Genomic DNA, 24,208 nt, shown 5'->3' with positions numbered 1-24,208 from the left:
CGGTCTCCGGTTTCCGGTTTCGGTTCGGTTCGGACGTCAGGCGGCGGGGCTCGTCGGGCGGCCGGGTGCGTCAGGCGGCGGGGCTCGCGACGGGCTCCTCCCCGGCCGTGGCGGCGGTGTCCGCCGGGAGGTCCCGCAGCCGGCGCAGCGGCGACAGCAGCAGCGGCACCGGGACGAGCAGGAAGCCCGCCGCGCACAGCCACAGCGCGGCGCGCGGTCCGGCCGCGTCGGCGACGGTGCCGCCGATGAGCGCGCCGATCGGCAGCGTGCCCCAGACCAGGAAGCGCATGGTGGCGTTCATCCGGCCGAGCAGCTCCGGCGGGCACAGGCTCTGCCGGAAGCTCACCTGGGCGACGTTGTAGGCCACCGCGCCGAACAGCACCACCGCCGAGGCGATCCCGAACAGCACCACGCCCGCGCCCCGGCCGGACAGCGGCCACAGCAGCGCGAACGGCGCCGTCACCACGGTGGCGAGCCAGATCAGCCGGGCCTGGCCGAGCCACGCCGCCAGCCGCCCCGCGCACAGCGCCCCGGCCAGGCCGCCGACGGCGGAGGCCGACAGCAGCAGGCCGATGGCGCCCGGCGCGAGGTCGAGCACCCGCACCCAGAACACCGTCTGCACGGCCGCCAGCACGGCGGCGAACAGGTTGGACACGGCGGTCGCGGCGGCGATCGCGCGCAGCAGCGGGTGCTTGAGCACGAAGCGCACGCCCTCGGCGACCTCGGCGCGCAGCGACCGTCCGGGCGCCGGCTCCGGTCGGGGCTCCTCGACCCGGATCCGGGCGAGCAGCAGGGCGGAGGCCAGGTAGCCGACGGCGTCGGCCACGATGGCGAGCGACGCGCCGAGCAGTTGGACCAGGCCGCCGCCGAGCCCGGGCCCGACGATCTGCGCCGAGGAGCGGACCGTCTCGATCGCGCCGTTGCCCCCGACCAGTTGCTCGCGCGGCAGGACGGACGGCAGGAAGGACTGGTGGGCGACGTCGAAGAAGACCGTCGCCACCCCGGTGACCAGCGCCACCAGGTAGAGCTGGGCCATGGTCAGCACGCCGAGCGCGGCGGCCGGCGGGATCGACCCGACGGCGAGGCAGCGCACCACGTCGGCGCGGATCAGCACCGGGAGCTTGCGCATCCGGTCCAGCCAGGCGCCGGCCGGCAGGCCGACCAGCAGGAACGCGGCGGTCTCGGCGGCGGTCAGCAGGCCGACCTCGAAGGGTGTGGCATCGAGCACCACCACCGCCACCAACGGGAGTGCGACCAGGGTCACCTGGCTGCCCGTCTGGGCCGTCGCGGCTCCGGTGAGCAGGAGTCGGAAGTCGCGGTGGCCGAGCAGGCGGTCGCGGCGGGGGCTTGGCGTCTCGTTCATCAGTGCGACTTTCGGTCACCACTTCGCTACTGGGCAAGCATCGCGTCCGTTTCAGGACGAACCACGGGTCAGCCTGATCACGCCACTCCCGCGACCCGCCCATACGGCCCCCATACGACCGGGCGCGCTCCCGCCGGAACGTCCGCGCAGGCCGCCGACCTGGGGCGGACCACCCGCGCGGCCACCCGGCGCACCGCGGGCCCCGCACGTCCAATTCGCCGTCCGCTATGCGGGCATTCGCATTCCGGCCACCGGACGCCAGCACTCAACTTGGCTGGATCATGCGAAACACTGACTGCCCGTCACCTGATCGTGATATCAGCCGCGCCGCGGGAGGCCGTGGGAAGAAGCACCCGTACCGCCGAACCGGCCGGACCGGGCCCCGCCGCTCAGTCCGCCTCCCGACAGGTCACCGCCAGCACCGCCATGTCGTCGTCCCGCGGCCCGCCCGTCCACCGCTCCACGTCCGCCACCAGCGCGTCGACGGCCTCCTGGGGACCGTCGAACGGGCCGAGCGGGCCGAGGGCGGGCAGCGGATCGTAGAACTCCCCGGCCGCGTCCCGGGCCTCCGTCACCCCGTCGGTCACCAGCAGCAGCGTGCACCCCGGCGGGAACGGCCGGGTCTCCGGCGCCGGCCGGGCCACGCCCAGCGAGCCCATCCCGAGCGGCAGCCCCGGGTCGGCGGCGTCCAGCCGGCGCACCGCCTCCGGGCCGCCCAGCAGGTACGGCCCCGGGTGCCCGCAGTCGAGCGTGCGCATGACGTCCTCACCCGGCGGGAACTCGACCAGCAGCGCCGTGATGAACCCCTCCAGCCGCACCTCCTCGGCCAGCAGCGTGCTCTCCCGGGTGAGCGCCCGCTCCAGCCCGTCGGCCAGCGCCGCGAGGTCCGGCGCGCGGTGGGCGTCCTCCCGGAACGCGCCGAGCAGCACCGACACCGCGCTGACCGCCTGCAGCCCCTTGCCCCGCACGTCCGCGATCAGCACCCGTACGCCGTACGGGGTCTCCTGCAGTGCGTACGCGTCGCCGCCGATCAGCGCCTCGGTCTGCGCCGCCCGGTAGCAGGCGGCGACCGACAGCCGGCCCACCCGCGCGGGCGGCTCGGGCAGCACCGCCCGCTGGGCGGCCTCGGCCACCGACCGCACCTGTGCCAGCCGCTCCCCGTGCCGGGCGACGACGCGGTTGACCCAGACGCCGAGCAGCGCGGCGAAGGCCGTGTTCACCAGCTCCAGGTAGCCGTCCTGGGTGCCGATCGAGCCGTCCCGCACGGCCAGCACGAGGATGCCGGTCACATTGGCGACGCCCACCGCGAGGGTGTCCCGCAGGGTCAGCAGGGCGCCGGTCAGGACGGCGGCGGCCGCGAGGAGCGGGTCGCCCCAGTAGTCGGCGGGATCCAGGGAGTTCCAGACGAGTCCGCCGACGATCAGCAACCACGGCGCGAACCGCACGTACGGCGGCCACTGCTCGGACCTCGGGGCCATCGGAGACCTTGCTTCCCGTCTCACCGCCTATCCGGAATGGGCGATTCCGATCCTAGCCACCCCCGCGCGGCCCCGCGCGCCCCCGGCTGCGCCGCGGGGAGCGAACCGCGCGGTGGCGCCCCTCGGCCACCGGGGCGGGGCGGGGCGAGGGCCGTGGGTCGGCCCCGTGATCTGCTCCGGTACCTGCACGGTGCTCTCGCCGACGGCCGGGCACGCGGGAGCGGACGCGCCCGCTACCCGTCCAGGGTGAACCGCCCCGCGCCCGGGCCGGTGAGGAGGCCGGGCGGCAGCCGGCGCCCGAAGCTGAGCAGCAGGAGGTGTTCGGCCCGGCCCTCCACCACGGCCGGGCCCTCGCCGTACGCCCAGGCGGTGTCGGTGGCCCGCAGGTGGACGCCGTCGAGCCGGGCGCCGAAGAAGCGCAGGCTGCGGCGGGAGACGGTGGCGAGCAGGGCGGTGACCCGAGGCAGCGGGAGGCGCGAGGGCAGGCCGAGCGCGGTGGTGATGTCGAGGCCGTGGACGACGTCGTGGGCGAGGGCGGCGATCCGGCCGCCGACCGGAGGGCGCCAGGGGTGTTCGGCGTGGTCGGCGAGCGCGGCGGCGAGTTGGCGGTCGGTGAGGGCGGCGGCGTCGCGGCGGGCCACCCGGTCGGTCATCCGGTGGAGGGAGCCGCCGGCCCGCACGAGGTCCGCGAGGTTGCGGGCGGCGGAGTGGCGGAAGCCGGTGCTCATGTGGGCGGCGACCTCGCGGACGCGCCAACCCGCGCACAGCGAAGGGGAGTTCCACTGGTCCCGGGAGAAGGTGGTGAACACCTCGGCGAGTTCCCGGCGTTCGGCCGCGATCTGCTCGCGGACCCAGTCGACGGCCTGGTCGTGCTGCACGGTTCCCATGCCTCCAGCCTGCGGCCGGGGCCCTCCGTACGTCCAAGACCGGGGAGTTCTTCCACCTATCATCAGAAGTTATGGAACTCCGGCAGCTCCAGTACTTCGTCACCGTGGCCCAGCAGGGCAGCTTCACCCGCGCCGCCGAGCTGCTGCACCTCACCCAGCCCGGGGTGAGCGCCCAGATCCGGCAGCTGGAGAAGGAGTTGGGCCACCGGCTGCTGGACCGCGGCGGGCGCGGCGTCCGGCTCACCCCGGTCGGCGAGGCGGTGCTCCCGCACGCGCGGGCGGCGCTCGCCTCCGCCGCGGCGGCGCGGCAGACGGCGCAGGACTTCGGCGGACTGCGGCGCGGGCACGTCCGGCTCGGGCTGGTCTCCGGAGCGGCGCTGGGTCCTGTCCCGCCGGCCGGGGCGGACGGCCTCCCCGGACTCGCCACCACGCTCGCCGCGTTCCGCCGCGACCACCCGGGCATCGACCTCTCGCTGGCCGAGGACGGTACCGCGCGGATGCTCGGCGCCCTGCGCGAGGGGCGGTTGGACCTCGCCGTGATCGGCCTGCCCACCGCCGCGAGCGGACGGGACGAGGACGACGGCTGGCGGACGCTGGCCGGGCTCGCCCTGCACACCGTGCTGGAAGCCCCGCTGGTCGCCGCCTTCACCGGGCACCACCCGCTGGCCGGCGGACCGGACGGCCCCCTGCCGGTCGCCGCGCTGGCCGGGCACGCCCTGGTGAGCACCCCGCGCGGCACCGGCCTGCGGACGGCGCTGGAGCAGGCCCTGGCCGCCGCCGGCGCACACCCCACGGTCGCGGTCGAGGCGGCCGCCCCGCCGCAGCTGGCCGAACTCGCCGCCCACGGGCTGGGCGTGGCCGTGCTGCCGGATCCGCCGCCCGCCGCCGGGCTGCGGATCCGGCCGCTCACCGACCCCGTCCCGCTGGTGCGGATCGCACTGGCCTGGCCGACCGACCGCCCCACCGCGCCGCCGACGGCCGCGCTCCTGGGCCACTTGCGGACGGCCTATCCGGGCCCGGGGCCGCGTACCTGACGCTGCCGGAGGTCAGTCCTCCGCAGGCCGCCGTCAGAGTGCGGCGGTGGTCCCGTCGCCGATGTGCAGGATCGCGTCGGCCCCGTCGAGGACCGCCCGGTCGAGCGGGAAGTAGCCCTGCTCCGGCGTGGTGTCGGTGCGCGTCCGGCCACCGGCGGCCGCACCGGGATCGGCCAGTCCCCAGGTGGCGGCCTCGCGCTGGAGCGCACCCTCGTGGGTGTCCGGCTCGGGCTCCTGGAGCCCGACGGCCTCGCTGCGGCCCAGGCTGCCGGGGACGAAGGTGTACGGCTCGTCCAGGGAGTTCAGGATCGCACCGACGCCGCTCCAGGCCAGGTCCAGGTCCGCCAGGCGCATGGTGCTCGGCTGCCGCTGCAGGTGGAGGTTGTGGGCGAAGACGAGGGTCCCCCCTCGGCGGGCCTCGCCGCCGCGGATGTCGAGGAGGTTCTGGGCCATGAGCACGTCCCGGGTGCCGAGGAGGCCGGACAGCCGGGCGCCCGGCTCCAGGCGCTCGGCCGACTGCCGGTGGTAGCGGAGCAGGCCGAGGCCGGCGGTGAGGTGCGTCCTGGCCCTGAGCCACTCGGCGCGCGAGGTCGCCGCGACCAGTTCCGGGGCCCGCGCGTACAGCAGGGTGAGCAGGTCGTCGGCGATCGTCCGCAGCTTCTCCGCCTCGGCGGAGGCGCCGGGCGACATCTCCGGGTCCAGGACCGCCTCGGGCCGGCTCCAGCGCTGGTCCTCGCCGACGAGGCCGGCGAGGTCGAGGTCGAGCCCGAGGTAGTCGCGGGCGTGTTCGAGGTAGCGCCGCGGGCTGGGTGCGCTGGTGTTCTCCGTCTGTGCGTCGAAGCCGTGGAAGGCCAGACGGTCGGCCGGCGGCCGGCTCCGGCTGTACTCGCGCATCCAGGCGACCAGCCGCCGGTTGCCGTCCAACTCGCCGAAGCCGTGGGAGAAGCCCTCGCCCATCACCGAGTCGAGGGTGCCCACCCCCTCCTGGACGAAGTCGTTCACGGCGAGCGCGGCCACCCGGTCGGTTTCGAGGGCGATCGACCGGAAGCCCCGGTCGACCAGTTGGGCGAACAGCTCGTTGCGGATCCGCGCGAAGGCCGGTTCCCGGTGGGTGGGTTCACCGAGCGCCAGCAGTGCGCATGACGGAGGGACGAGGTCTCGCAAGTCCTGACTCATGGCCCTCAAGCGTATCCTTGAAAGAACGGTTGAAACTTTTCCTGCTCCGACCGCCCGATCTACCGCCGAAGTCTCAAACCGGTGACCACCATGCGCCCCTCCGACCTCGCCCGCCGGCACGGCCTCTCGACCCAGGCCGTGCGCAACTACGAGCGGGACGGCTTCCTCCCGCCCGCCGAACGCACCGCCAGCGGCTACCGCGTCTACACCGAGGTGCACGCGGCCGCGCTCGACGCCTACCGCTCGCTCGTCGCGGCGTACGGCCACACGACCGGCGGCCGGATCATGACCGCGCTCCACCGGGGCGGGCTCGACGACGCCCTGACGGCCATCGACCTCGGCCACGGCCAACTGCTCCGCGACCGGGACACCCTGGACGCGGTGCGGAAAGCCGTGCGCCACCTGACCGCCCGGCCCGGCGCGGCGCGGGACCTCGCGGCGGATCCTGCGGCGGGCCCGCCGGTGGGCCCGTCGGCGGAGCCCGCGGTGGACGGCGCCGCCCTGAGCATCGGCGAACTCGCCCACCGGCTCGGCGTCACCCCGGCGACCGTGCGCAACTGGGAGGGCGCGGGCATCCTCACCCCCGCCCGGGACCAGGCCAACGGGCACCGCGTCTTCCGCGCCGACGACATCCGCGACGCCGAACTCGCCCACCTGCTCCGGCGCGGCGGCTACCCGCTGGACCACATCGCCACCGTGGTCCGACAGGTGCGGACGGCCGGCGGCACGGCCTCCCTGGCCGACGCCCTCGACGGCTGGCAGCGCAGGCTCACCGCCCAGGGCCTGGCCATGCTCGACGCGGCCGCCCGGCTCGGCCACTACCTGGGCCTGACCGGCCACCCGCGGCCGGACCTGGGGTCTTAGCCAGCGGTTCGGCGGGCCGTCTCCCTGGCGGGCTCAGCCGACGCGGGTGAGCCGGGCGGTGCGGGGCGGGGTCTGGTCGGCGGAGGTGGCGAGGCCTGCGGGGGTGGCGGGACCGGCAGGGGTGGTGGGGCCGGCGGAGGTGGCGGGGCCGGCGGCACGGTCGGGCTCGGGGCGGTCGGGGTTGGCGAGCAGGATGGAGCGCTGGAGCCGTCGCAGTCCGGCCGAGGGTTCCATGCCCAACTCCCGTACCAGGGTGTTGCGCAGGCGCTGGTAGGCCTCCAGGGCTTCGCCCCGTCGGCCGGAGCGGTGCAGGGCGATCATGTACTGGCCGTGCAGACTCTCGTGGGTGCGGTAGCGGTCGACCAGGACGGTGAGTTCGGCGAGCAGGACGCGGTGGCGGCCCAGCCGCAGGTCGGCCTCGATCCGCTGGTCCAGCGCGCAGAGCCGGGTCTCCTCCAACCGCTTGGCCTCGACGGCGAGTTGACCGCCGAGCGGGACGTCGGCGAAGGCCGGACCGCGCCACAGGCCGAGTGCCTCGCCCAACTGGCGGGCGGCGAGCGGGAAGTCACCGCCGTCCATGGCCCGGTAGCCGAGGCCCGCGAGGCGGTCGAACTCCTGGTGGTCGACCAGTCCGCCGCCGCTGTCGAGCCGGTAGCCGCCGGGCGAGGTCACCAGGACGTCCTTGGCCCCGCACGCTCCCCCGGCGTCATCACGGTGGGCGAGCGCCCGGTCGATGAGGTCGCGCAGTTGGAGGACGTAGGTCTGGACGGTGGTGCGGGCGCTGCGCGGCGGATGGCCGGACCACAGTTCCTCGGCGAGGACGCCCGCCGAGATGACCTGGTCGGCGCGCAGGGCCAGCAGGGCGAGCACTTGCCGTGGTTTCGGCGCCGAGGGCACCACCGACACCCCGCACACCTGGACCCCCAAGGCCCCTAACACCCGGATCTCCATGACGTCCACCCCAATCCAGACGGATCGGCGGCCCCGACGGCCACCGGCCGGCCGGCGCTGCGGCTACCGCACAGCCGAGCACCAGGTGCTCATCCAAAAACAGGACGGACGGTTTGTCAATACAAAACCGAACGAGCTGTTTGTTTTTGAACGGACCATCGAACTCCGGACTGCGGCGACCGACCGGACCGACCGCCGCCGCAAGTGCCGCCGCGTCAGCCCCGGGCGCGAGCCGTCAGGCGCCACCAGCACGGGCCGCCGCCAGCTCGGCCACCACCCGCTCACCCCGGTCCGAGCCCAGATCCAGCGTGGCCAGCACCCCGGGGACGGTGATGCCCGGCATCACGTGCCGATACAGCACGGCCACCCGCCGCTCCAGATCCGCCCGGCCGGACATCTTCTGGGACTGGATCTGCACGCCCGTCCAGGCACCCGTCATCAGCCACGCCGTCTCGGCCGGCAGCACGTGCGGCAGCAGCTCGCCCCGCTCGCCGGCCGCCGTCAGCACCGCCTCCAGCCGGGCGATCCACCCGGGCGTGGCACCACCGCTGAGGTCGCCGAACACGTCCTGGCCGAGCGAGAGCCGCGCACCCGCGCTCAGCAGCGGGTCACGCGGCATGAGATGCGCGACGACCATCCCCAGGTCGACGAACTCCTGGAGCTTGCAGTGCCGTTCGGGGATCTCGTCCCGACCGAACTGCTCCTCCACGACGCCCTGCGCGAGCTCCCGCTTCGACGCGAAGTGGAAGTACACCGCCCCCCGGGTCACACCCGCGCGGGCGACCACCTCGCCGATCGTCGCCCCCTCGTACCCGTGCTCGTCGAAGACCGAGGCCGCCGCCTCCAGGATCAGCCGACGCGTCCGGATCGCCCGCTCCTGCCGCACCACCGCAACCACCCCGCCCGAAACGCTCGGCAAACAAAACCAAACACCCTGTATCTTACCCGCCGGTCAACCGGCGATCCCTCCTCCCCAGGTCGCATGCACCCGCCTTCGAGCGAAGGAAAACCGTGTGGACGGCACAGGGCGGGAAGGCGACCGCCACCCCTCCGCCAGCCGACAGATCCGGAATCCGACTCCCTACTTCCGGCCGCATCCCACCGAAAGCGGGCCGCCATGATAATGCACCTGTCATCCCGCTTTGGGGGATTCCTTTGCAGGCCAGGCGGCATCCACCCCAGGCTCGGCCCACCCGGACGGCCATCACGCGACACCTGGAGCGACCACCCGACCACGCTCGGCCGCCAACGAACCTTCGTTCGGGCTCCTTGAAAACCAAACCGGAAGGTACGTATCTTACGAGCCCTGAGCAGCCCACCCCGCCCGCCACGGCCTTCCGGAGCGCTCCCATGACCCTGCTTGCCTACCGCGCCCCCGCCATCTCCCGCGCCGCCGGCGCGGACCACGGCACCGCCCCCGGCCGCACCGCCGGGCCGTCCGTGCCGACCGGACCGGCACCGCGCCTGACCAGCACCGTTGCCAAGGAGTACGTCCACCGGGCCTGCCACGCCGAGGTCTTCCTCACCGGCAGCGAGCAGCTGAACGAGACGACCTTCACCGTCACCGCGCAGTGGCCGCGCGCCCACACCTTCTTCACCACCCCCGACGGAACCCGGCACGACCCGATCCAGACCGCTGAAACGATCCGCCAAGCCGGGCTCTACCTCGCGCACACCCGGTTCGGCGTCCCGCTCGACCACAAGTTCATGATGTGGAACCTCGACTACACCACCCGGCCCCGCCAACTGCTCATCGGCGCGGCGCCCACCGACCTCAGCATCGAGGCCAGACTCGTCCCGCAGCCGCGCCGGAGCGGCACCACCATCGACTTCACCCTCAGCGCCGTCATCCGACGCGGCGCCCACCTCGCCGCCACCGGACACACCCGGTTCACCACCGTGCCGGACTCCACCTACCGGCGGCTGCGCGGGGCACGCCGCGAGGCCGGCCCGGCGCCCACCGTCTCCGGCGAGCCGCTGGCCCCGGGCCGAGTGGGCCGGATCCGCCCCTGCGACGTCGTCCTGACCCCGGCCGACGCGCCCGGGACCTGGCACCTCACCCCCGACCTCTGGCACCCGATCCTCTTCGACCACGCCAACGACCACATCCCCGGCATGGTCCTGCTGGAGGCCGCCCGCCAGGCCACCAACGCGCTCGTCTCACCGGCCACCGTCATCCCCGCCTCCGCCGCGACCACCTACCACCGGTACGCCGAGCACGACGCCGCCACCACGATCACCGCCCGGCACACCCCCGGCGACGACCCGGACGCCCTCACCACCACCGTCACCGGTCACCAGAACGGCGAGCCGATCTTCACCACCGTCCTGACCGGCCACGCCGACCAGCGGTGACCGGCACCGACGGGCACTGCCGCGTGCCGACGGGCGCCGCCGGGCTCCCGTCGACCCGCGCCGGCCCCGACCGGTCCCGGCCGGTCCCGACCAGGGCGGACCAGCCCTGAGCAGCGCGGACCTCCGGCCGCCCACCACCCCGCCCGGCCCGCCCGACCTCCACGGTCGGGCGGGCCGTCGGCGCGTCGGAGACGAACCCCTCCCACGGACTGGCACCGGACGAACACCTGCGCGAGGATGTCAGCCCTTGGATTCGCAGTGACCGGGAGTACACAGTGCGTGAAGTCGCTTCGCACCAGAACGAGTTGATCAGGCTGACGGACCGCCCCGGCACCGACGACGCCACCGGACACGAGGGGCGCACCGGCGGCCGGAGCGTACGGGTGCGGGTGCTGGGGCGGCACGCGCCGGGCTCCCTGCTCGGCCACGACTGGCTGGACTGCGAGATCACCGTCACCGCCGACTCGGCCCGCGGGCAGTTCGTCACGCTGGTGACGGAACGTCAACTCCGGCAGTGGGAAGCCGCCCTGGAGCGGCTGGAGCGGCGCGAGGCGGTGCGCTGGCTGGACGAGGAGCACGGCCCGGAGCTACGGATCGAGCCGGGGCGGCCAGGCGGCCTCTGGGTGACCGTCTCCGACGCCGAGGACTCCGGCGTCACCCTCCGGGTCGTCCTGTCCCCCGCCCCCGGCTGGCTGGACGAGCAGCGCGCCCTGCTCGAACTCGTCCGCGACGCCTACCCGTTCGAGGTGGTCGAGGTCGCCCCCGGCGTCCACGCGTGGCGCGGACAGCAGGGGGAGGCCGGCTGACGGATTGCCACGATCCTTGTGATGACAGGCCCCCCGCCCGGCGTGGCGAGCAGCCGGGCCGGGCGAGCGGCGGCACAACCGGTCCGGTGGTGGTGGCGGTTGGTGTGGCGGTGGCGGTGACGGTGGTGGCGGCGGCGGTGGTGGCCCGGCCACCGCCGATAATGGCGACATGATCGAGAAGCAGCTCCGCGTCGTCCTCGCCGAGGACTCGGTGATCCTCCGGGACGGCATGGTCGAACTCCTCACCGCGCGCGGGTGCGCCGTGGTCGCCACCGCCGGGACGGCCCCCGAACTGATCGCCGCCGTCGAGGAGCACCGGCCCGATGTGGCCGTGGTCGACATCCGGATGCCGCCCAGCCACACCGACGAGGGCATCCGCGCCGCCGTCGAGCTCCGCTCCACCGCGCCCGGGGTCGGCATCCTGGTCTTCTCCCAGCACGTCGAGACCGCCTGGGCGGCCCGGCTGCTCGCAGGCGGCGCCGCAGGCGTCGGCTACCTGCTCAAGGAACGCGTCGCCCGCACCTCGGAGTTCGTGGACGCGCTGCACCGGGTCGCGGCCGGCGGCACGGCGCTCGACCCGGAGGTCGTCAACGGCCTGATGCACGGCGGGCGGCGGAGCCGTGTCGACGCGCTCACCCCGCGCGAACGGGAGGTACTGGAGCTGATGGCGCAGGGCCACTCCAACCGCTCGATCGCCGGGCTGCTCGTGGTGTCGGAGCGGGCGGTGGAGAAGCACGTCGCCGCCGTCTTCACCAAGTTCGACCTGCCGGCGACCGAAGCCGACAACCGGCGCGTCAAGGCCGTGCTCACCTACCTCGCCGAGAACGGCGGCTGAGCCGGGAGCAGCGGTTCCGTGGACAGCGCGCCGCGGCCACCCGTCACAGGCGGCTCGGCAGTTCGGCGGTGACCGTCGTCGGCCCGCCCGGCGGGCTGTCCACCCGCAGCACGCCGTCCACCGCCGCGAGCCGTTCGGCCAGGCCCGCCAGGCCCGAGCCGGAACCCGAACCGGAGCTCCCGCCCGGGGCGGCGCCCCCGCGGCCGTCGTCGCGCACCGTCAGCCGCACCCGCCCGTCGGCCGCGCTCGCCGTGAGCTCCGCCGCCGCCGCGCCGCTGTGCTTGGCGACGTTGGTCAGCAACTCGGCCGCGCAGAAGTAGACGGCCTGCTCGATCGCCGCGTCCGGCCGCTCCCTCAGGTCCAGCCGGACCGTGACCGGCACCGGCGCGGTGGCGGTGAGCCCGGGCAGCGCCTGGGCGAGGCCGCCGTCCAGCGCCACCGGGTGGATGCCCCGGGTGAGCCGGCGCAGTTCCGCGATGGTGTCGTCGGTCTGCCGGCGGGCCCGGTCGACCAGGGTGCGCAGGCGCTCGGTGTCCGGAGCGCCGGGCGGGCCGGGCTGGCCGGACCGGGCGTCGCCAAGAGCCTCGCCGGTGACCGCACCGAGGGCGTCGTCGGTCAGCGAGAGGGTGATGGCGAGCGCGACCAGTTGCGCCTGCGTCCCGTCGTGCAGATCGCGTTCGAGGCGGCGCAACCGGTCGGTGTTCTCGGCGAGCAGGGTCGCCCGGGCGGTCTCCAGCTCGTGCACCCGCTCCTGCGACCGCACCGGGCCGAGCAACAGCCGGGCGAGACCCCGATCGGCCGCGCTCACCGCCCGCAGCGCCGGCGGCACCGCCGCGAGTACGGCGAGCCCGGCCGGGGCCCCGGCCACGTCCAGCCAGCCGACCGGTCTGGGCCCGGGCTCCAGCAGCCGGACCCACAGCGGGAAGCCCACCAGCCAGACGCAGCTGAGCGGCAGTCCGACCGCGACCAGGAAGCCGAGCACCCCCAGGGGCAGCCGCAGCAGCAGGTAGAGCAGCGCCCGCCAGGCCACCGGGTCGGTCAGCACCGCCCGGGCCCGGGCGATCGCCCCGGACGGCCGGGGCAGCGTGCCCGGGGCCGGCACCCGCTCGCCGAGCAGCCGCCCGACCAGTCGCCGGTGCAGCCCGCCCAGGCCGCGCGCGCCCGCCAGGGCGGCCACCACGAACGGCAGCCCGAGCACGGTGAGCGAGAGCAACGCCCCGGCATAGAGCACGGCCACCGCGTAGACCCCGCCGAGCACGCCGATCGGCAGCCCGAGCAGCGCGAAGGCCAACTCGCCACCGCGCACCGACAGATACCGCCGACGCTCAGCCACCGTCCACCTCACCACTCCCACTCACCACGCTCACCGCTCACCGCTCACCGCTTCGACGACACACCCAGGCGGCTTCGACCCGGCCCCGCCCCACCTGGCGAAGGCCCGGTCGCCCTCGCTCACCCCCGCTCACCGCCGACCGCCTCGACCGCACGCCCCCGGATCGCCCGCAGGCCGGTGCCCAGGATCCCCGGTACCGTCAGCGCCGCCGCGCCCGCCACCACCCAGCCGCACGCAGCGCCGGGCACCACCGGCAGCACCGACCCCGTCACCGCCCGAGCGAACGCCCCCGAGGCGACGGCCGCCACCGCCGCCCCCAGCAGCACGCCGACCGCCGTGGTGAGGGCCGCCTCGACGGACAGCATCCGCAGCAGTTGCCGCCTGGTCGCGCCGACCAGGCGCAGCAGCGCGAACTCGCGCCGCCGGTCGGCCGTCAGGGCGACCAGCGTGTTGACGGTGGAGACGGCCGCGAAGCAGACCAGCATCCCCAGTTCCGCCTCGCGGAGCCAGACGTCCGTCGCCTTGGTGACGCTGGTCGCGGCGCCGGTCGTACGGACCACGTGCTCGGCGGTGCTCGTCATGATCAACATGGTGCCCGACAGCCCGACCAGGAGCGCGACCGGCACCACGGCCGAGGAGAGCCGGGCCGCGTAGCCGCGCAGGTTGGCGTCGGCGAGCCAGCCCGCCCCGGGGGCCAGCACCCGTACCGGCGCGCCGAGCGCGGCGGCCACGGCCCGGGCGGCGAGCGGCCCGAGCAGGGCGAGGGCGACCAGCAGCACCAGTGAGCCGAGCATCGCCGCCTGCCCCGCCTTGTCCAGTTCACCGGCCCCTCTGGTGGCGGCGAGCCGCAGCAGCAGCACCCCGCCCGCCAGGACGGCCAGCCCGGCCAGCACCCGCAGCACGCCCGTGCGCCGCTGGCCCGAGGTGTCGGCGGTCAGCGCGGCGGCCGGGGTGAGCCGGGTGATCCGTCGGGCGGCGAGGGCGGTGGCGGCCAGGCCGACCAGCAGCGCCACCGCCAGTGCGACCAGCATCGGCACCGGCGTCCCGGGGATCCGCAGCCCGGGCGCGGCCAGCCCGCGCCGTTGGAGCGCGGCGAGGAAGCCCCGGGCGGCGAGGGTGCCCGCCGCGCCGCCGGGCACGGCTGTCAGCAGGACGGTCGCCGTGACCTGGGCCCGCACCAGCCGACGCACCTGACGGGGTGTCGCGGCGACCGTCCGCAGCAGGGCGAGGTCACGGTGCTGCTGGCGGAGGGTGAAGCCGAGCGCGTTGACCACGACGAACAGCGCGACCAGGACGGCGATCTCACCGAACGCCCCCGCGATCAGCAGCAGGCCGGGCCCGGCCACCGCCCGCTGGGCCACCGTGGCGGGGGCCGTGGCCTGGGCGGCGACCAGCGAGCCGAACAGCGTCACCGTCGCCACCGCGAGGAACAGCGCCACCGCCAGCCCGGCGAAGGCGGCCGGTCGGCGCCGGATCTGTCCGGCCGCCAGGGAGAGGACGGGGCTCATCGCGCTCACCCGCCCAGCCGGCTCAGCCGCTCGCCGACCTGTGCGGCGGTCGGCCGGTCGAGCTCGTCCACCAGCAGCCCGTCGGCCAGCAGCAGCACCCGGTCCGCGTAGCCGGCGGCCACCGGGTCGTGGGTGACCATCACACACGTCCGGCCGTCCAGGTCCACACCGGAGCGCAGCAGGTCGAGGACGTCGTGCCCGGTCGCCCGGTCGAGCGCGCCGGTCGGCTCGTCCGCGAACAGCACGGCCGGCCGCGCGACCAGCGCCCGGGCGATCGCCACCCGCTGCTGCTGGCCGCCGGACAGCTGCCCGGGCCGGTGCCGCTCCCGCCCGGACAGGCCGACCCTGGCGAGCGCCTCCCGCACCTGCGCCCCGTCCGGCCGCGCACCCGCGAGCCGCCCGGGAAGTTCGACGTTCTGCGCGACGGTCATCGCGGGCATCAGGTTGAACGCCTGGAACACGAACCCCACCCTGGTGCGGCGCAGTTGCGCGAGCCGCCGCTCGGGCAGCCGGGACACCTCCGTCCCGCCCCAGCGGACGGTGCCCCGGGTGGGGCGGTCCATCCCGGCGAGGCAGTGCAGCAGCGTCGTCTTGCCGGAACCGGAGGGCCCCATCACCGCCGTGAACGTCCCCGGCGCGAAGGCCACGGAGACCCCCCGCAACGCCCGGACGGCGGCCGTGCCCCGCCCGTACTCCCGGTGCAGCCCGTCCCCGGTCAGGGCCGCGCCCGCCACCTCACCGCCCGTCACCTCACCGCTCGCCGCCGCGGCGGCTGTCGTCATCCCGTTCATGCCCTCCATCCTGGGCATGAACGGCCGCACGATCGATTGGGCTGGCCCCCCGATGCGGGGTTCGGAAAACCGAACCCCGCAGGTGGTCCTGCCTCCGGGCCCAGGACGCGTACGTCGGGTCGAGGCCGTCGCGGTCCCCTCCCGCCTCGGCGCCGTCGCGGCCCGGTCCCGGCCCGGCGCCGTCGGGGTCGACCGACCCGAGCCGCCGTCACGGCGCCCACCGGGGCGGTACTAGGCTGGCTCCCGTTTCGCCGGGGGACGGGGGACGGGTGTCTGAGGACGGGGGTCACGTGACCTTGCTGGAGAACGATCCGCGCGAGATCGGCGGGTACCGGCTGGAGGGCCGGATCGGCGCGGGCGGCATGGGCGTCGTGTACCGCGCGCGGTCGCTGTCCGGGCGGCAGGTGGCACTCAAGGTGATCCGCCCCGAGCTCGCCGGGGACGAGGAGTTCCGGGCCCGGTTCCGACACGAGGTCGAGGCCGCCCGCCGGGTGAGCGGGGCGTTCACCGCACCCGTCGTCGACGCGGACCCCGACGCCCCGTCGCCCTGGCTGGCCACCCTGTACGTCCAGGGCCCCTCGCTGGCCGAACGGGTCGCCCGGCAGGGCCCGTTGAGCCCGCCGGAGGTTCGGCGGCTGGCGACGGGCCTCGCGGAGGCGCTGCGGGACATCCACCGCGCCGGGCTGGTGCACCGGGACCTCAAGCCCGGCAACGTCCTGCTCGCCGAGGACGGCCCCCGCGTGATCGACTTCGGCATCGCCCGCGCCCTGGACGGCACCCAGCTCACCAGCACCGGAGTCGCCGTCGGCACACCGCCGTTCATGGCGCCGGAGCAGTTCCGGCACGGCGACACCAGCCCGGCCACCGACGTGTTCGCGCTCGGTTCGGTGCTGGCCTTCGCGGGCACCGGGCGCGGTCCGTTCGGCGCGGACTCCTCGCACGCGGTGGGCTTCCGGGTCGTCTACGAGGAGCCGGACCTCGCCGGGCTGGCGGCGGAGCTGCTCCCGATGGTCGCGGCCTGCCTCGCCAAGGAGCCGACCCGACGGCCCACCCTGGAGACGTTGCTGACCTGGTCCGTCGCGGGCGTGGAGCCTCCCCCGACCGCACCCGGCACCCGGCCCCCGGCCGCGCCCGAAACCCGGCCCGCGACCGTGTGGGAGCGGCCCGTGGCGCCGCCCGTTCCGACCGAGCCGGACGTCCGCCCGGCACCCCTCGCACCCGCCCTCCCCCCGCCCGCCGGTCCCGCCGTCATACCGGCGCCGACCGACCCCGCCGTCCCCACCCCCGCGGCCTCCCGGCCACGCCGCCGGAAGGCCGCGCTCGTCGTCGCGGTCGCCGTCGCGCTGGCCGCGGCCGGCGGAACGACCGTCCTGCTGCGGCAGCAGGCGAAGGACAGCGGCGGTGCCGGTGCCCTGCCCCCGGCCGCCTCGGCACCGTCCACTCCCGGCCAGTCAGGCCGGTCCGGCCCGCCCGACTGCCCCTCGGCCCGCGCCGTCGTGGGCGGAGACGGACCGTTGAAGACCGTCATGAGCCGCTGGACGGCCGACTACCACCAGGCGTGCCCCACCGCGAACGTGGCCACCACCGACCTGGGCGGCACCGCCGACCAGCAGTTCGTCGCCGGCCAGGTCGACGCCGTCACCCTCGACGACGCGCCCCTGGGCGACGAGGCCGCCGGCCTCGGCAAGCGGTGCACGGCCGCCCGGCCCGCCAAACTCCCGCTCGCCGCGCTGCCGATCGCGGTCGTCTACAACGTCCCCGGGCTCGACTCGCTGGTGCTGGACGCCCCGACGGTGGCCCGGATCTTCAACGGCCAGATCACCAGCTGGCGGGATCCCGCGATCGCGACGCTCAACCCCGGCCGGATGCTGCCCGACTCGGCCGTCACCGCGGTCCACCCGTCGGCCGAATCGCCGGTCACGCTCGGCTTCACCCGCTACCTCGCCGAGGCCGCGCCCGCCGCCTGGCCGTACCCGGCGGCCGCCCGCTCCTGGCCCGCCCAGGCGGCGGGCGGTCTGGCGGTCGGCGATCCCGGCGCCGTCCGCCAGACGGTGACCGGCAAGTCCGGCGCGATCGCCTTCCTCCCGCTCAAGGACGCCGGCGGGCTGCGGACCGCCAAACTGTCCGCCGGCTCCGGCCCGGTGGCCGCCACCACCGAGGCCGCCACCGCCGCCCTGGCCGGAGCCAAGGTGACCGGCACGGGCGCCGACCTGACCGTCGACGTCGACCACGCGAACCCCGGTTCCGGCGCGTACCCGCTCGTCCAGGTCGGCTACGCGGTGTTCTGCGGCACCGACGCACCGGACAACCGCGGCAACCGGCCGACCCAGGCACTGGCCGGCCTGCTCTCCCACGCGGTGAGCGCCGCCGGCCGGCCCGCCGCGACGCAGCTGGGCTACGCCGCACTGCCGCCCGCCCTCGCCCGTCAGGTCACCGACGCGCTGAACGGCCTGACGGCCGGCTGACCCGGCAACGGTGGGCGGTGGGCCACCGGTCACGACGCCGGTGCCCCCGGGCCCCGCGCCGCCCGTCCGTCCGTCCGTCCGTCCGTCCGGCAAGGGATCATGAACGGGTGACCATCGACCTGCTGCCCGGCCACGGCATCCGCCTGCCCGCGCCGCTGCCCGAACTGCGCTTCGGCCTCACCGAGGCGACGGTCCGCCGACTGCTGGCCCCGCACCACGAGGCGCTCCCGGGCGGTGTGCACCCCACCTTCGTCTGCGGCTCCGGCTGGGCGCTGCACTTCACCCTGCCCGGGGTCGGCGTCACCCTCTGCTCGGGCCAGGGCGAGCGCCTCCGGACCGTCTTCCTCTCGCGCTGCCCGGTGGAACCGGCCGAGGGTGCGGCCGCCTGCCCGGTCGGCCTGCACGGCGTCGACGTCTTCGGCCGGCCGGCCCACGAGGTGGTCGAGGCGCTGCGCGCCGGAGGCCTGCCCGTCCCCGACCCCGCCCACGGCAACGTCCGGTACGACACGCTGCACCTCGGCCGGAACACCCCCGTGCGCTGGGCCCCGGCCGGCGGGCGGAAGCCGCGCCACGAACCGCCGTTCACCTTCGGCCTCGTCTCCCTCTCCTCCCCGCAAGCCCACCCCTCACCCCCTCACCAGGAGTCGACATGACCACCACCCCCGCGACCACCTCCGCGACCGCCCCCCTGACCGTCGCCGTCCTCGGGCCCGGCGGCGTCGGCGGCCTGATCGGCGGACTGCTCGCGCGCGCCGGGCACCGGGTGATCTGCCTGGCCGGCGAGGAGACCGCCGCCGTCCTGAACCGGGACGGACTGCACGTCCACAGCGAGCAGTTCGGCGAGTTCACCGCCCGGGTCGAGGCCGCCACCGAACTGCGCGAACCGGTCGACGCCGCGTTCGTGACCGTCAAGGAGACGGCGCTGGCCGACGCGCTCGACCGGATGCCGCCGCAGGCCCTCGGCTCCGCCGTCGTGGTGCCGCTGCTCAACGGAATCGACCACGTCGCGGCGCTGCGCGAGCGCTACCCGGCCGGGCAGATCGCGGCCGGCACGATCCGGGTCGAGGCCACTCGGACCGCGCCCGGGCGGATCGAGCACACCAGCCCCTTCGCCGTGCTCGAACTCGCCGGAGCGGTGGCGGACTTGGCCGAGCAGCTGCGGCGTACCGGCCTCGATGTCACGCTTCGCGAGGACGAGACCGCGATGCTCTGGAGCAAGCTCTCCTTCCTCGCCCCGTTCGCGCTGCTCACCACCCGCCACCGCAGCGAGGTCGGCGTCGTGCGCACCGAGCACCGGCCCGAACTGCTCACCGTCCTCGACGAGATCGCGGCCGTCTCCGGCGCGGCTGGCGCGCCCGCGGACGCGCAGGCACTGCTCGCCGCCTTCGACCGGGTGCCCGGGTCGATGAAGTCCTCGATGCAGCGCGACGTGGAGGCCGGCCGTCCGATCGAACTGGACGCCATCGGTGGCGCCGTCCTGCGGGCCGCCGCCGCGCACGGGGTCGACACCCCGGCCCTCGCCGGACTGGTGCGCGACCTCTCCGGACCGGCCGACCGGTAGCGGTTCCGGCCGACTTCACGTCACGGGGCGGCGCCCGTGACGTGAAGTCGGCGCAGTCGAGACCGGACCCTGACGCTCCATCAACTTCCGTTCCTGGCCGACAGTAAAGGTTCACCCATGATTCACCCGATCGGGCGGAACCAAGAGCGGGCGATCAGGCGTTGTTGCCGGCGGGAGGGATACAGACATGACAAGGAAACCGTACCGACTGGCCGCCGCCGCACTCGCGCTGCTCGCCACCGCTCCACTGCTCAGCGCGTGCAAGGACGTCGACCAGGCACTCGACTGCGGCAAACAGGCCGTCAGCATCACCGGCGACATCCAGGACCTCGCCTCATCGGCCATCAACGTCGGCCAACTCACCGACCAGGACCGTCGCAAACACACCGCAGACGCCCTGAAGAAGGTCGGCGACGACATCAAGAAGCTCCGCGACCACAACAGCGGGGACAAGCTCGACAAGGCCACCGACAAGCTGAACAAGGCCGTCTCCAGCGCCCAGGACAACGTCTCCAAGGGCAAGATGCCCGACATCGGGGCGATCACCGACGCCGCCGGCGACGTGACCAGTGCCTGCGCCGGGTCCTGAGCCACCGACCGCACCGCCCGCTCCCGGCCCCGCACCCGCGGGGCCGGGAGCAACCCGGGCCCGCCCCGGCCTGTCGCCACCGACCGGGCCCCGCCAGACGGTAGGAATGGCACCGGGACCGAACCGCACCACGGAGGCACCGGTGAACCACCCGATCCTCGACCAGATCCGCGACCTGCGCGCCGAGTTGGCGCCCGGCGACGCCGCCCCGGCACTCGTCACGGCGCTCGCCGACGGCACCGCGCCCCGCGAGACCCTGGCCGAACTCGCCGCCCAGCAGCACCGGATCATCGCCTCCGACCGGCGCAGCCTGCTGCTGCTCGCCACCCGCACCGCCGACCGCCCGTTGAGCGCCCGGTTCGCCGCCCTCGCCGAGGGCGAGAGCGCCGCGCTGCGCACCCTGCCCGGCCTCGCCGCCGCCTGCGGCCTCGGCCCGGACGAACTCGCCACCCGGGCGCCACTGCCCGGCTGCCAGGCCTACCCGGCCTACTTCGCCTGGCTCGCACTGAACGGCGAACCCGCCGCCGCGGCCGCCGCGCTGGTCGCCAACTTCGCGGCCTGGGGCGGCTACTGCGCCGACATCGCCCAGGCCCTGCGCGGCCGCTACGGCTTCCCCGACCAGGCCTGCGCGTTCTTCGACTTCTTCGCCCAGCCCGCCACCGCGCTCGAACAGCAGGCCGCCGACGCCCTCGGGCCGGATCCGCTGGACGAGCCGACCCTGGCCGCGGCCCGCGAGTACGGCCGCCTGCTCCAGGCGTACGAGCACCTGTTCTGGGACACCCTCGGACAGCTCGACTAGGGTCCAGGGTCTCCCGGGTCACGCCGACGGGCCGAACGGGCGCGGGGGGGCCGAGGCGTTCATCCCCCGCGCCCGGTCGGCCTCGCTCAGGCCTGCCAGTGCGGCTTGCCGCTGACCATCCGGCAGTAGATCATTCCCCCGTTGGCGTCATGGGTGCTCTTGCCGAGATCGGCGTTGCGGCAGAACTGCCCGGCCGCGTAGCAGTTCCCGGCGTTCGAGCGGAGCTCGCACTCCGCGCCGCCGGCCGCCGCGGTGTGCTGCGGCTCCGGGGCGGCCGGCGGCTGGGCCGTGGTGGTCTTCGGCTGCGGCGCCTTCGGGGTGGACGACGGCGCGTGGGTGCTGGGGGCCGCCGGGGCGGGGGCGGCCGGCGTGCTCGGCGCGGGGTCGGACGCGGGCGGCGGCGTGCTGGCCGGGGGCGCGGCGGGCGGCGCCGCAGGCGGCGCGGCCGGCGGGGTCGACTGGGTGGTGGCGGCCGCCGGGGCGGTCACCGAGGGCGAGGCCTTGGCTCCGCCGTCGGCGGCCGACGGGTCGCAACCGGTCAGCGCCAAACCGACGGTGAGGACGAGTCCGGCGAAGCCGGCCAGGCCGGCCCGCCGACGCCCGCGTATGCGTGAAGGCATGGGTGGAGAACGCTCCGTTCCGTATGGGTGAGGTGTGTGATTCAAGCAGAGCTCGCACACGATCTGTGCACGGATCTCCCACTCGTTGGCAGATCGAGATCTCCCGGCTACCGAGCGTCGCCGCCCCCGGCCCGCCGTCACTCTGCGCCGAACCGTCGGCCGCTCCAACAGGGGTATAGCGCCGGAGCGCAGGGGAATTCAGCATGTTCCTGACACGCCCGGCGGATCGCTACCGTTCCGGCAACCCCCACGCCGAACGAGGAGATCCCCCATGCTCCGTATCCGTGTGCTCGCGGTCGCCACCGCGCTCGCGGGCGTCGCCCTGACCGCCGCCCCCGCCGTCAGCGCGACCGCTGACGACCCGTCCGTAGTCGCCGCCCTCGCTTCCCCCGCGGCCCGGACCGCCCCGGCCCCGTCCGCGCTGCTCCCCGCGCTCCAGCGCGACCTCGGCCTCTCGCCGCAAGCCGCCGCCGACCGGCTGGCCGGGGAGAACCGGGCCGCCCGGGTTCGGACCGCGCTCGCCGACGCCCTGGGCTCCCGCTGGGCCGGGGCCTGGGTCGAGGGGCCGGACGCCACCCTGGTGGTCGCCACCACGGACGCCTCCGCCGCCCGGACGATCACCGCGCACGGCGGCCGGGCCACCGTCGTCCGCAACGCCCTGGCCGCCCTCGACCAGGCGAAGGCCACGCTCGACCGGGCGGCCCGGGCCGCCACACCCACGGCCACGCCGGTCTGGTCCGTGGACGTCCGCACCAACGCCGTCGTGGTCCGGTCCTCCGACGCCGCCCGGACCGAGGACTTCCTGCGCCGCTCCGGGGTGGACCGCGCGCTGGTCCGGGTCGAGCGGGCCACCGCCACGCCCCGGCCGCTGGCCGACCTGCACGGCGGCGACGCGTACTACATCGACAACGCCGCCCGCTGTTCGATCGGCTTCCCCGTCACCCAGAACGGCCGGCCCGGCTTCGTCAGCGCCGGCCACTGCGGGCAGCCCGGTTCCAACGCGACGGCCTCCGACGGCAGTTCGATCGGCACCTTCCAGGGCTCGACCTTCCCCGGCAACGACTACTCCTGGGTGCAGGCCGGCCCGGGCTGGACCGCGCAGCCGCAGGTGAACGACTACGCGGGCGGCGCGGTGACGGTCGCCGGCTCGACCGAGCAGCCCGTCGGGTCCTCGGTCTGCCGCTCCGGCTCCACGACCGGCTGGCACTGCGGCACCGTCGAGGAGGTCAACGCCACCGTCACCTACCAGGAGGGCAGCGTCTACGGCGTCACCCGCACCAGCGTGTGCGCCGAACCCGGCGACTCGGGCGGGTCGTTCATCTCCGGCAACCAGGCGCAGGGCGTCACCTCCGGCGGCTCCGGCGACTGCACCTCGGGCGGCGAGACCTACTTCCAGCCCGTCAACCCGATCCTGAGCGCCTACGGCCTCACCCTGGCCACCGGCTGAGCAACTGAGCAGCTGAGCGCCCGGGCGAGCCGCCGGCCGAGCCGATCGCCCGGCCACCGGCCGCCCTGAGGACAGGACCTACGGCAGCCCCGCCGTCCGGCGCTCGAACACCTCGGGGCGCGCGGTCTCCAGGGCCGTGGCGACCGCGCCGAGGAGGACCGCCTCCTCCCCCAGCAGGCTCGGCGCGAGCGTCGGGCGCATCGGGGCGATCCGGTGCAGGGCCTGCTCCAGCGGTTCCAGGAGCAGGTCCGCGCTGTTGCCTATGCCGCCGCCGAGGACCACCAGGTCCGGGTCCAGCACGGCGGACAACACGGCGACGGCGTAGGCGAGTTGGCCGGCCTCGCGGTCGACGGCCCGGACCGCCGCCGGGTCGCCGGCCCGGGCCCGTTCGAAGACCTGCTTGGCCGTGGGCGCGCCGCTCAGCCCGAGGTCCTGGGCAGTGCGCACCACGGCGTCCGCGGCCGCCTCCTGCTCGATGGTCGCCGGCGGCTCACCGGGGCGGGCGGGCAGCGGCACCAGGCCGATCTCGCCCAGCGCGCCGTGTGCGCCGAGCAGCAGTTCGCCGTCCTTGACCACGCCGACGCCCAGGCCGGTGCCGACCAGCAGGTAGGCGAACATCCGGCTGCCCCGGCCGGCGCCGAGGGTGTACTCGCCGAGCGCGGCCAGGTTGGCGTCGTTGGCGACGGTGACGGCCACCCCCAGGCCCTCCCCGATCCGGTCGAACAGACCGGGCCGGCCCCAGCCGGGCAGGCTGGTGGCGTAGCGCACGCCGCGCCGCTGCTCGTCCCACACGCCCGGGGTGCCGATCACCGCGTGCACGATGTCGTCGGCGGCCAGGCCCGCCTCGTCGATGGCCTCGTGGGCGGCGGCGACCACGGCGTCGGCGACGGCGTTCGCCGAGCGGCCCCGGTTGGCCACGTCGCGGCGGGCGACGACCGTCCCGGCGAGGTCCGCGACGGCGACCCGCAGCCTGGCCCGCCCGATGTCCACGCCGAGCACGTGCCCGGCGGTCGGGTCGACCTCGTACAGCACCGCGGTGCGGCCGCGCTCGGGGGCCAGCCGGCCGGCCTCGCGGACCAGCCCGGCCTGCTCCAGGGCGGCCAGGGCGGCGGACACGGTGGGCTTGGACAGGCCGGTGTCCCGGGCGAGTTGGGCGCGCGAGGAGCCGCCGCCGGTGCGCAGCAGTTCGAGCAGCAGCCATTCGTTGTTGCTGCGCAGCCGCTGCCGGTTCCACGGCACCGCCGGGGCCCCGGCCGCCGGGCGGTGGGTCGGCAGGTGGCTGCTCATCGGTTCCTCCGGTCTGGGTGGGACGGCTGGCGGGCGGGCTGCGCCGGGTGGTGCCGGCA

General features: G+C 75.5%; 22 protein-coding genes. 11 read left to right on the top strand and 11 right to left on the bottom strand.

Going from position 1 to position 24,208, the window contains the following annotated elements:
- Positions 1-70: 70 nt before the first annotated feature.
- The 3 genes from OG556_RS32400 to OG556_RS32390 all read right to left on the bottom strand — a co-directional run bounded on the left by OG556_RS32400 (position 71) and on the right by OG556_RS32390 (position 3,728).
- Positions 71-1,363: an MFS transporter gene (locus OG556_RS32400; protein WP_371522422.1), complete on the bottom strand. Its 1,293-nt coding sequence runs from the start codon at positions 1,361-1,363 to the stop codon at positions 71-73.
- Between the two features lie 389 nt (positions 1,364-1,752).
- Positions 1,753-2,841, bottom strand: coding sequence for a PP2C family protein-serine/threonine phosphatase (locus OG556_RS32395; RefSeq protein WP_371522420.1), 1,089 nt, complete (start codon positions 2,839-2,841; stop codon positions 1,753-1,755).
- 233 nt (positions 2,842-3,074) lie between these two features.
- Positions 3,075-3,728 carry a maleylpyruvate isomerase family mycothiol-dependent enzyme gene (locus OG556_RS32390; RefSeq protein WP_371522418.1) on the bottom strand — a complete coding sequence of 218 codons (654 nt, stop codon included), beginning with the start codon at positions 3,726-3,728 and terminating at the stop codon, positions 3,075-3,077.
- Positions 3,729-3,799: 71 nt separating this feature from the next.
- Here OG556_RS32390 and OG556_RS32385 point away from each other — a divergent pair, with 71 nt between their 5' ends.
- On the top strand, positions 3,800-4,762 hold the full coding sequence (locus tag OG556_RS32385; RefSeq protein ID WP_371522416.1) for a LysR family transcriptional regulator: 963 nt from the start codon (positions 3,800-3,802) through the stop codon (positions 4,760-4,762).
- 33 nt (positions 4,763-4,795) lie between these two features.
- Here the strand turns inward: OG556_RS32385 and OG556_RS32380 are convergent, their stop codons facing one another.
- A complete protein-coding gene (locus OG556_RS32380) occupies positions 4,796-5,938 on the bottom strand; it encodes an erythromycin esterase family protein (protein ID WP_371522414.1) in 1,143 nt (380 codons plus the stop codon).
- A gap of 90 nt (positions 5,939-6,028) precedes the next feature.
- Between OG556_RS32380 and OG556_RS32375 the strand changes: the two genes are divergently transcribed.
- On the top strand, positions 6,029-6,802 hold the full coding sequence (locus OG556_RS32375) for a TioE family transcriptional regulator (RefSeq protein ID WP_371523010.1): 774 nt from the start codon (positions 6,029-6,031) through the stop codon (positions 6,800-6,802).
- A 33-nt stretch (positions 6,803-6,835) separates the two neighbouring features.
- On the opposite strand, the gene OG556_RS32370 is transcribed toward OG556_RS32375, so the two are convergent.
- Both OG556_RS32370 and OG556_RS32365 read right to left on the bottom strand, forming a co-directional pair.
- Positions 6,836-7,753, bottom strand: a complete 918-nt coding sequence (locus OG556_RS32370; protein ID WP_371522412.1) for a BTAD domain-containing putative transcriptional regulator — start codon at positions 7,751-7,753, stop codon at positions 6,836-6,838.
- Positions 7,754-7,988: 235 nt separating this feature from the next.
- Positions 7,989-8,642 carry a ScbR family autoregulator-binding transcription factor gene (locus tag OG556_RS32365; RefSeq protein WP_371522411.1) on the bottom strand — a complete coding sequence of 218 codons (654 nt, stop codon included), beginning with the start codon at positions 8,640-8,642 and terminating at the stop codon, positions 7,989-7,991.
- Positions 8,643-9,103: 461 nt separating this feature from the next.
- Between OG556_RS32365 and OG556_RS32360 the strand changes: the two genes are divergently transcribed.
- From OG556_RS32360 to OG556_RS32350, 3 genes are all read left to right on the top strand, one after another.
- Entirely contained in the window at positions 9,104-10,108 is a 1,005-nt protein-coding gene (locus OG556_RS32360; RefSeq protein WP_371522409.1) for a ScbA/BarX family gamma-butyrolactone biosynthesis protein, read from the top strand.
- 275 nt (positions 10,109-10,383) lie between these two features.
- Positions 10,384-10,914 carry a DUF5959 family protein gene (locus OG556_RS32355; protein WP_371522407.1) on the top strand — a complete coding sequence of 177 codons (531 nt, stop codon included), beginning with the start codon at positions 10,384-10,386 and terminating at the stop codon, positions 10,912-10,914.
- Positions 10,915-11,083: 169 nt separating this feature from the next.
- On the top strand, positions 11,084-11,749 hold the full coding sequence (locus tag OG556_RS32350; protein WP_371522405.1) for a response regulator transcription factor: 666 nt from the start codon (positions 11,084-11,086) through the stop codon (positions 11,747-11,749).
- Between the two features lie 43 nt (positions 11,750-11,792).
- Here the strand turns inward: OG556_RS32350 and OG556_RS32345 are convergent, their stop codons facing one another.
- The 3 genes from OG556_RS32345 to OG556_RS32335 form a co-directional block, all read right to left on the bottom strand.
- Positions 11,793-13,082, bottom strand: coding sequence for a sensor histidine kinase (locus tag OG556_RS32345; RefSeq protein ID WP_371522403.1), 1,290 nt, complete (start codon positions 13,080-13,082; stop codon positions 11,793-11,795).
- 119 nt (positions 13,083-13,201) lie between these two features.
- A complete protein-coding gene (locus tag OG556_RS32340; RefSeq protein WP_371522402.1) occupies positions 13,202-14,590 on the bottom strand; it encodes an FtsX-like permease family protein in 1,389 nt (462 codons plus the stop codon).
- A 5-nt stretch (positions 14,591-14,595) separates the two neighbouring features.
- Positions 14,596-15,372: an ABC transporter ATP-binding protein gene (locus OG556_RS32335; RefSeq protein WP_371523008.1), complete on the bottom strand. Its 777-nt coding sequence runs from the start codon at positions 15,370-15,372 to the stop codon at positions 14,596-14,598.
- A 299-nt stretch (positions 15,373-15,671) separates the two neighbouring features.
- Between OG556_RS32335 and OG556_RS32330 the strand changes: the two genes are divergently transcribed.
- The 5 genes from OG556_RS32330 to OG556_RS32310 all read left to right on the top strand — a co-directional run bounded on the left by OG556_RS32330 (position 15,672) and on the right by OG556_RS32310 (position 20,795).
- Complete coding sequence (locus OG556_RS32330) at positions 15,672-17,846, top strand: substrate-binding domain-containing protein (RefSeq protein ID WP_371522400.1); 2,175 nt, start codon at positions 15,672-15,674, stop codon at positions 17,844-17,846.
- 107 nt (positions 17,847-17,953) lie between these two features.
- Entirely contained in the window at positions 17,954-18,499 is a 546-nt protein-coding gene (locus tag OG556_RS32325; protein WP_371522398.1) for a hypothetical protein, read from the top strand.
- Positions 18,496-19,407, top strand: a complete 912-nt coding sequence (locus OG556_RS32320; RefSeq protein WP_371522397.1) for a ketopantoate reductase family protein — start codon at positions 18,496-18,498, stop codon at positions 19,405-19,407. Before OG556_RS32325 ends, OG556_RS32320 begins: the two co-directional genes overlap by 4 nt.
- A gap of 187 nt (positions 19,408-19,594) precedes the next feature.
- Complete coding sequence (locus OG556_RS32315; protein ID WP_363625977.1) at positions 19,595-19,996, top strand: hypothetical protein; 402 nt, start codon at positions 19,595-19,597, stop codon at positions 19,994-19,996.
- Between the two features lie 142 nt (positions 19,997-20,138).
- Positions 20,139-20,795, top strand: a complete 657-nt coding sequence (locus tag OG556_RS32310) for a transcriptional regulator (RefSeq protein WP_371522395.1) — start codon at positions 20,139-20,141, stop codon at positions 20,793-20,795.
- Positions 20,796-20,881: 86 nt separating this feature from the next.
- On the opposite strand, the gene OG556_RS32305 is transcribed toward OG556_RS32310, so the two are convergent.
- On the bottom strand, positions 20,882-21,415 hold the full coding sequence (locus OG556_RS32305) for a hypothetical protein (RefSeq protein ID WP_371522393.1): 534 nt from the start codon (positions 21,413-21,415) through the stop codon (positions 20,882-20,884).
- A 271-nt stretch (positions 21,416-21,686) separates the two neighbouring features.
- Here OG556_RS32305 and OG556_RS32300 point away from each other — a divergent pair, with 271 nt between their 5' ends.
- The gene (locus OG556_RS32300; RefSeq protein ID WP_371522391.1) at positions 21,687-22,862 is read left to right on the top strand and encodes a S1 family peptidase; all 1,176 of its coding nucleotides are present in this window, start codon (positions 21,687-21,689) and stop codon (positions 22,860-22,862) included.
- Positions 22,863-22,940: 78 nt separating this feature from the next.
- Here the strand turns inward: OG556_RS32300 and OG556_RS32295 are convergent, their stop codons facing one another.
- Positions 22,941-24,149 (bottom strand): ROK family protein, encoded by a 1,209-nt coding sequence (locus OG556_RS32295; protein ID WP_371522389.1) that lies wholly within the window; start codon positions 24,147-24,149, stop codon positions 22,941-22,943.
- Positions 24,150-24,208 lie beyond the last annotated feature (59 nt).

Origin of the sequence: Kitasatospora sp. NBC_01300, from assembly GCF_041435235.1 — a bacterium.
GTDB lineage: Bacteria > Actinomycetota > Actinomycetes > Streptomycetales > Streptomycetaceae > Kitasatospora.
The sequence above is the reverse complement of the archived record's forward strand: the minus strand, read 5'-3'. Positions and strand labels throughout refer to the sequence as shown.

Excerpts from the sequence above, each read along its gene's own strand:
- OG556_RS32400 (WP_371522422.1), bottom strand. The coding sequence starts at position 1,363 with ATGAACGAGACGCCAAGCCCCCGCCGCGACCGCCTGCTCGGCCACCGC.
- OG556_RS32395 (WP_371522420.1), bottom strand. The coding sequence starts at position 2,841 with ATGGCCCCGAGGTCCGAGCAGTGGCCGCCGTACGTGCGGTTCGCGCCG.
- OG556_RS32390 (WP_371522418.1), bottom strand. The coding sequence starts at position 3,728 with ATGGGAACCGTGCAGCACGACCAGGCCGTCGACTGGGTCCGCGAGCAG.
- OG556_RS32385 (WP_371522416.1), top strand. The coding sequence starts at position 3,800 with ATGGAACTCCGGCAGCTCCAGTACTTCGTCACCGTGGCCCAGCAGGGC.
- OG556_RS32380 (WP_371522414.1), bottom strand. The coding sequence starts at position 5,938 with ATGAGTCAGGACTTGCGAGACCTCGTCCCTCCGTCATGCGCACTGCTG.
- OG556_RS32375 (WP_371523010.1), top strand. The coding sequence starts at position 6,029 with ATGCGCCCCTCCGACCTCGCCCGCCGGCACGGCCTCTCGACCCAGGCC.
- OG556_RS32370 (WP_371522412.1), bottom strand. The coding sequence starts at position 7,753 with ATGGAGATCCGGGTGTTAGGGGCCTTGGGGGTCCAGGTGTGCGGGGTG.
- OG556_RS32360 (WP_371522409.1), top strand. The coding sequence starts at position 9,104 with ATGACCCTGCTTGCCTACCGCGCCCCCGCCATCTCCCGCGCCGCCGGC.
- OG556_RS32350 (WP_371522405.1), top strand. The coding sequence starts at position 11,084 with ATGATCGAGAAGCAGCTCCGCGTCGTCCTCGCCGAGGACTCGGTGATC.
- OG556_RS32340 (WP_371522402.1), bottom strand. The coding sequence starts at position 14,590 with ATGAGCCCCGTCCTCTCCCTGGCGGCCGGACAGATCCGGCGCCGACCG.
- OG556_RS32335 (WP_371523008.1), bottom strand. The coding sequence starts at position 15,372 with ATGACGACAGCCGCCGCGGCGGCGAGCGGTGAGGTGACGGGCGGTGAG.
- OG556_RS32320 (WP_371522397.1), top strand. The coding sequence starts at position 18,496 with ATGACCACCACCCCCGCGACCACCTCCGCGACCGCCCCCCTGACCGTC.
- OG556_RS32315 (WP_363625977.1), top strand. The coding sequence starts at position 19,595 with ATGACAAGGAAACCGTACCGACTGGCCGCCGCCGCACTCGCGCTGCTC.
- OG556_RS32305 (WP_371522393.1), bottom strand. The coding sequence starts at position 21,415 with ATGCCTTCACGCATACGCGGGCGTCGGCGGGCCGGCCTGGCCGGCTTC.
- OG556_RS32300 (WP_371522391.1), top strand. The coding sequence starts at position 21,687 with ATGCTCCGTATCCGTGTGCTCGCGGTCGCCACCGCGCTCGCGGGCGTC.
- OG556_RS32295 (WP_371522389.1), bottom strand. The coding sequence starts at position 24,149 with ATGAGCAGCCACCTGCCGACCCACCGCCCGGCGGCCGGGGCCCCGGCG.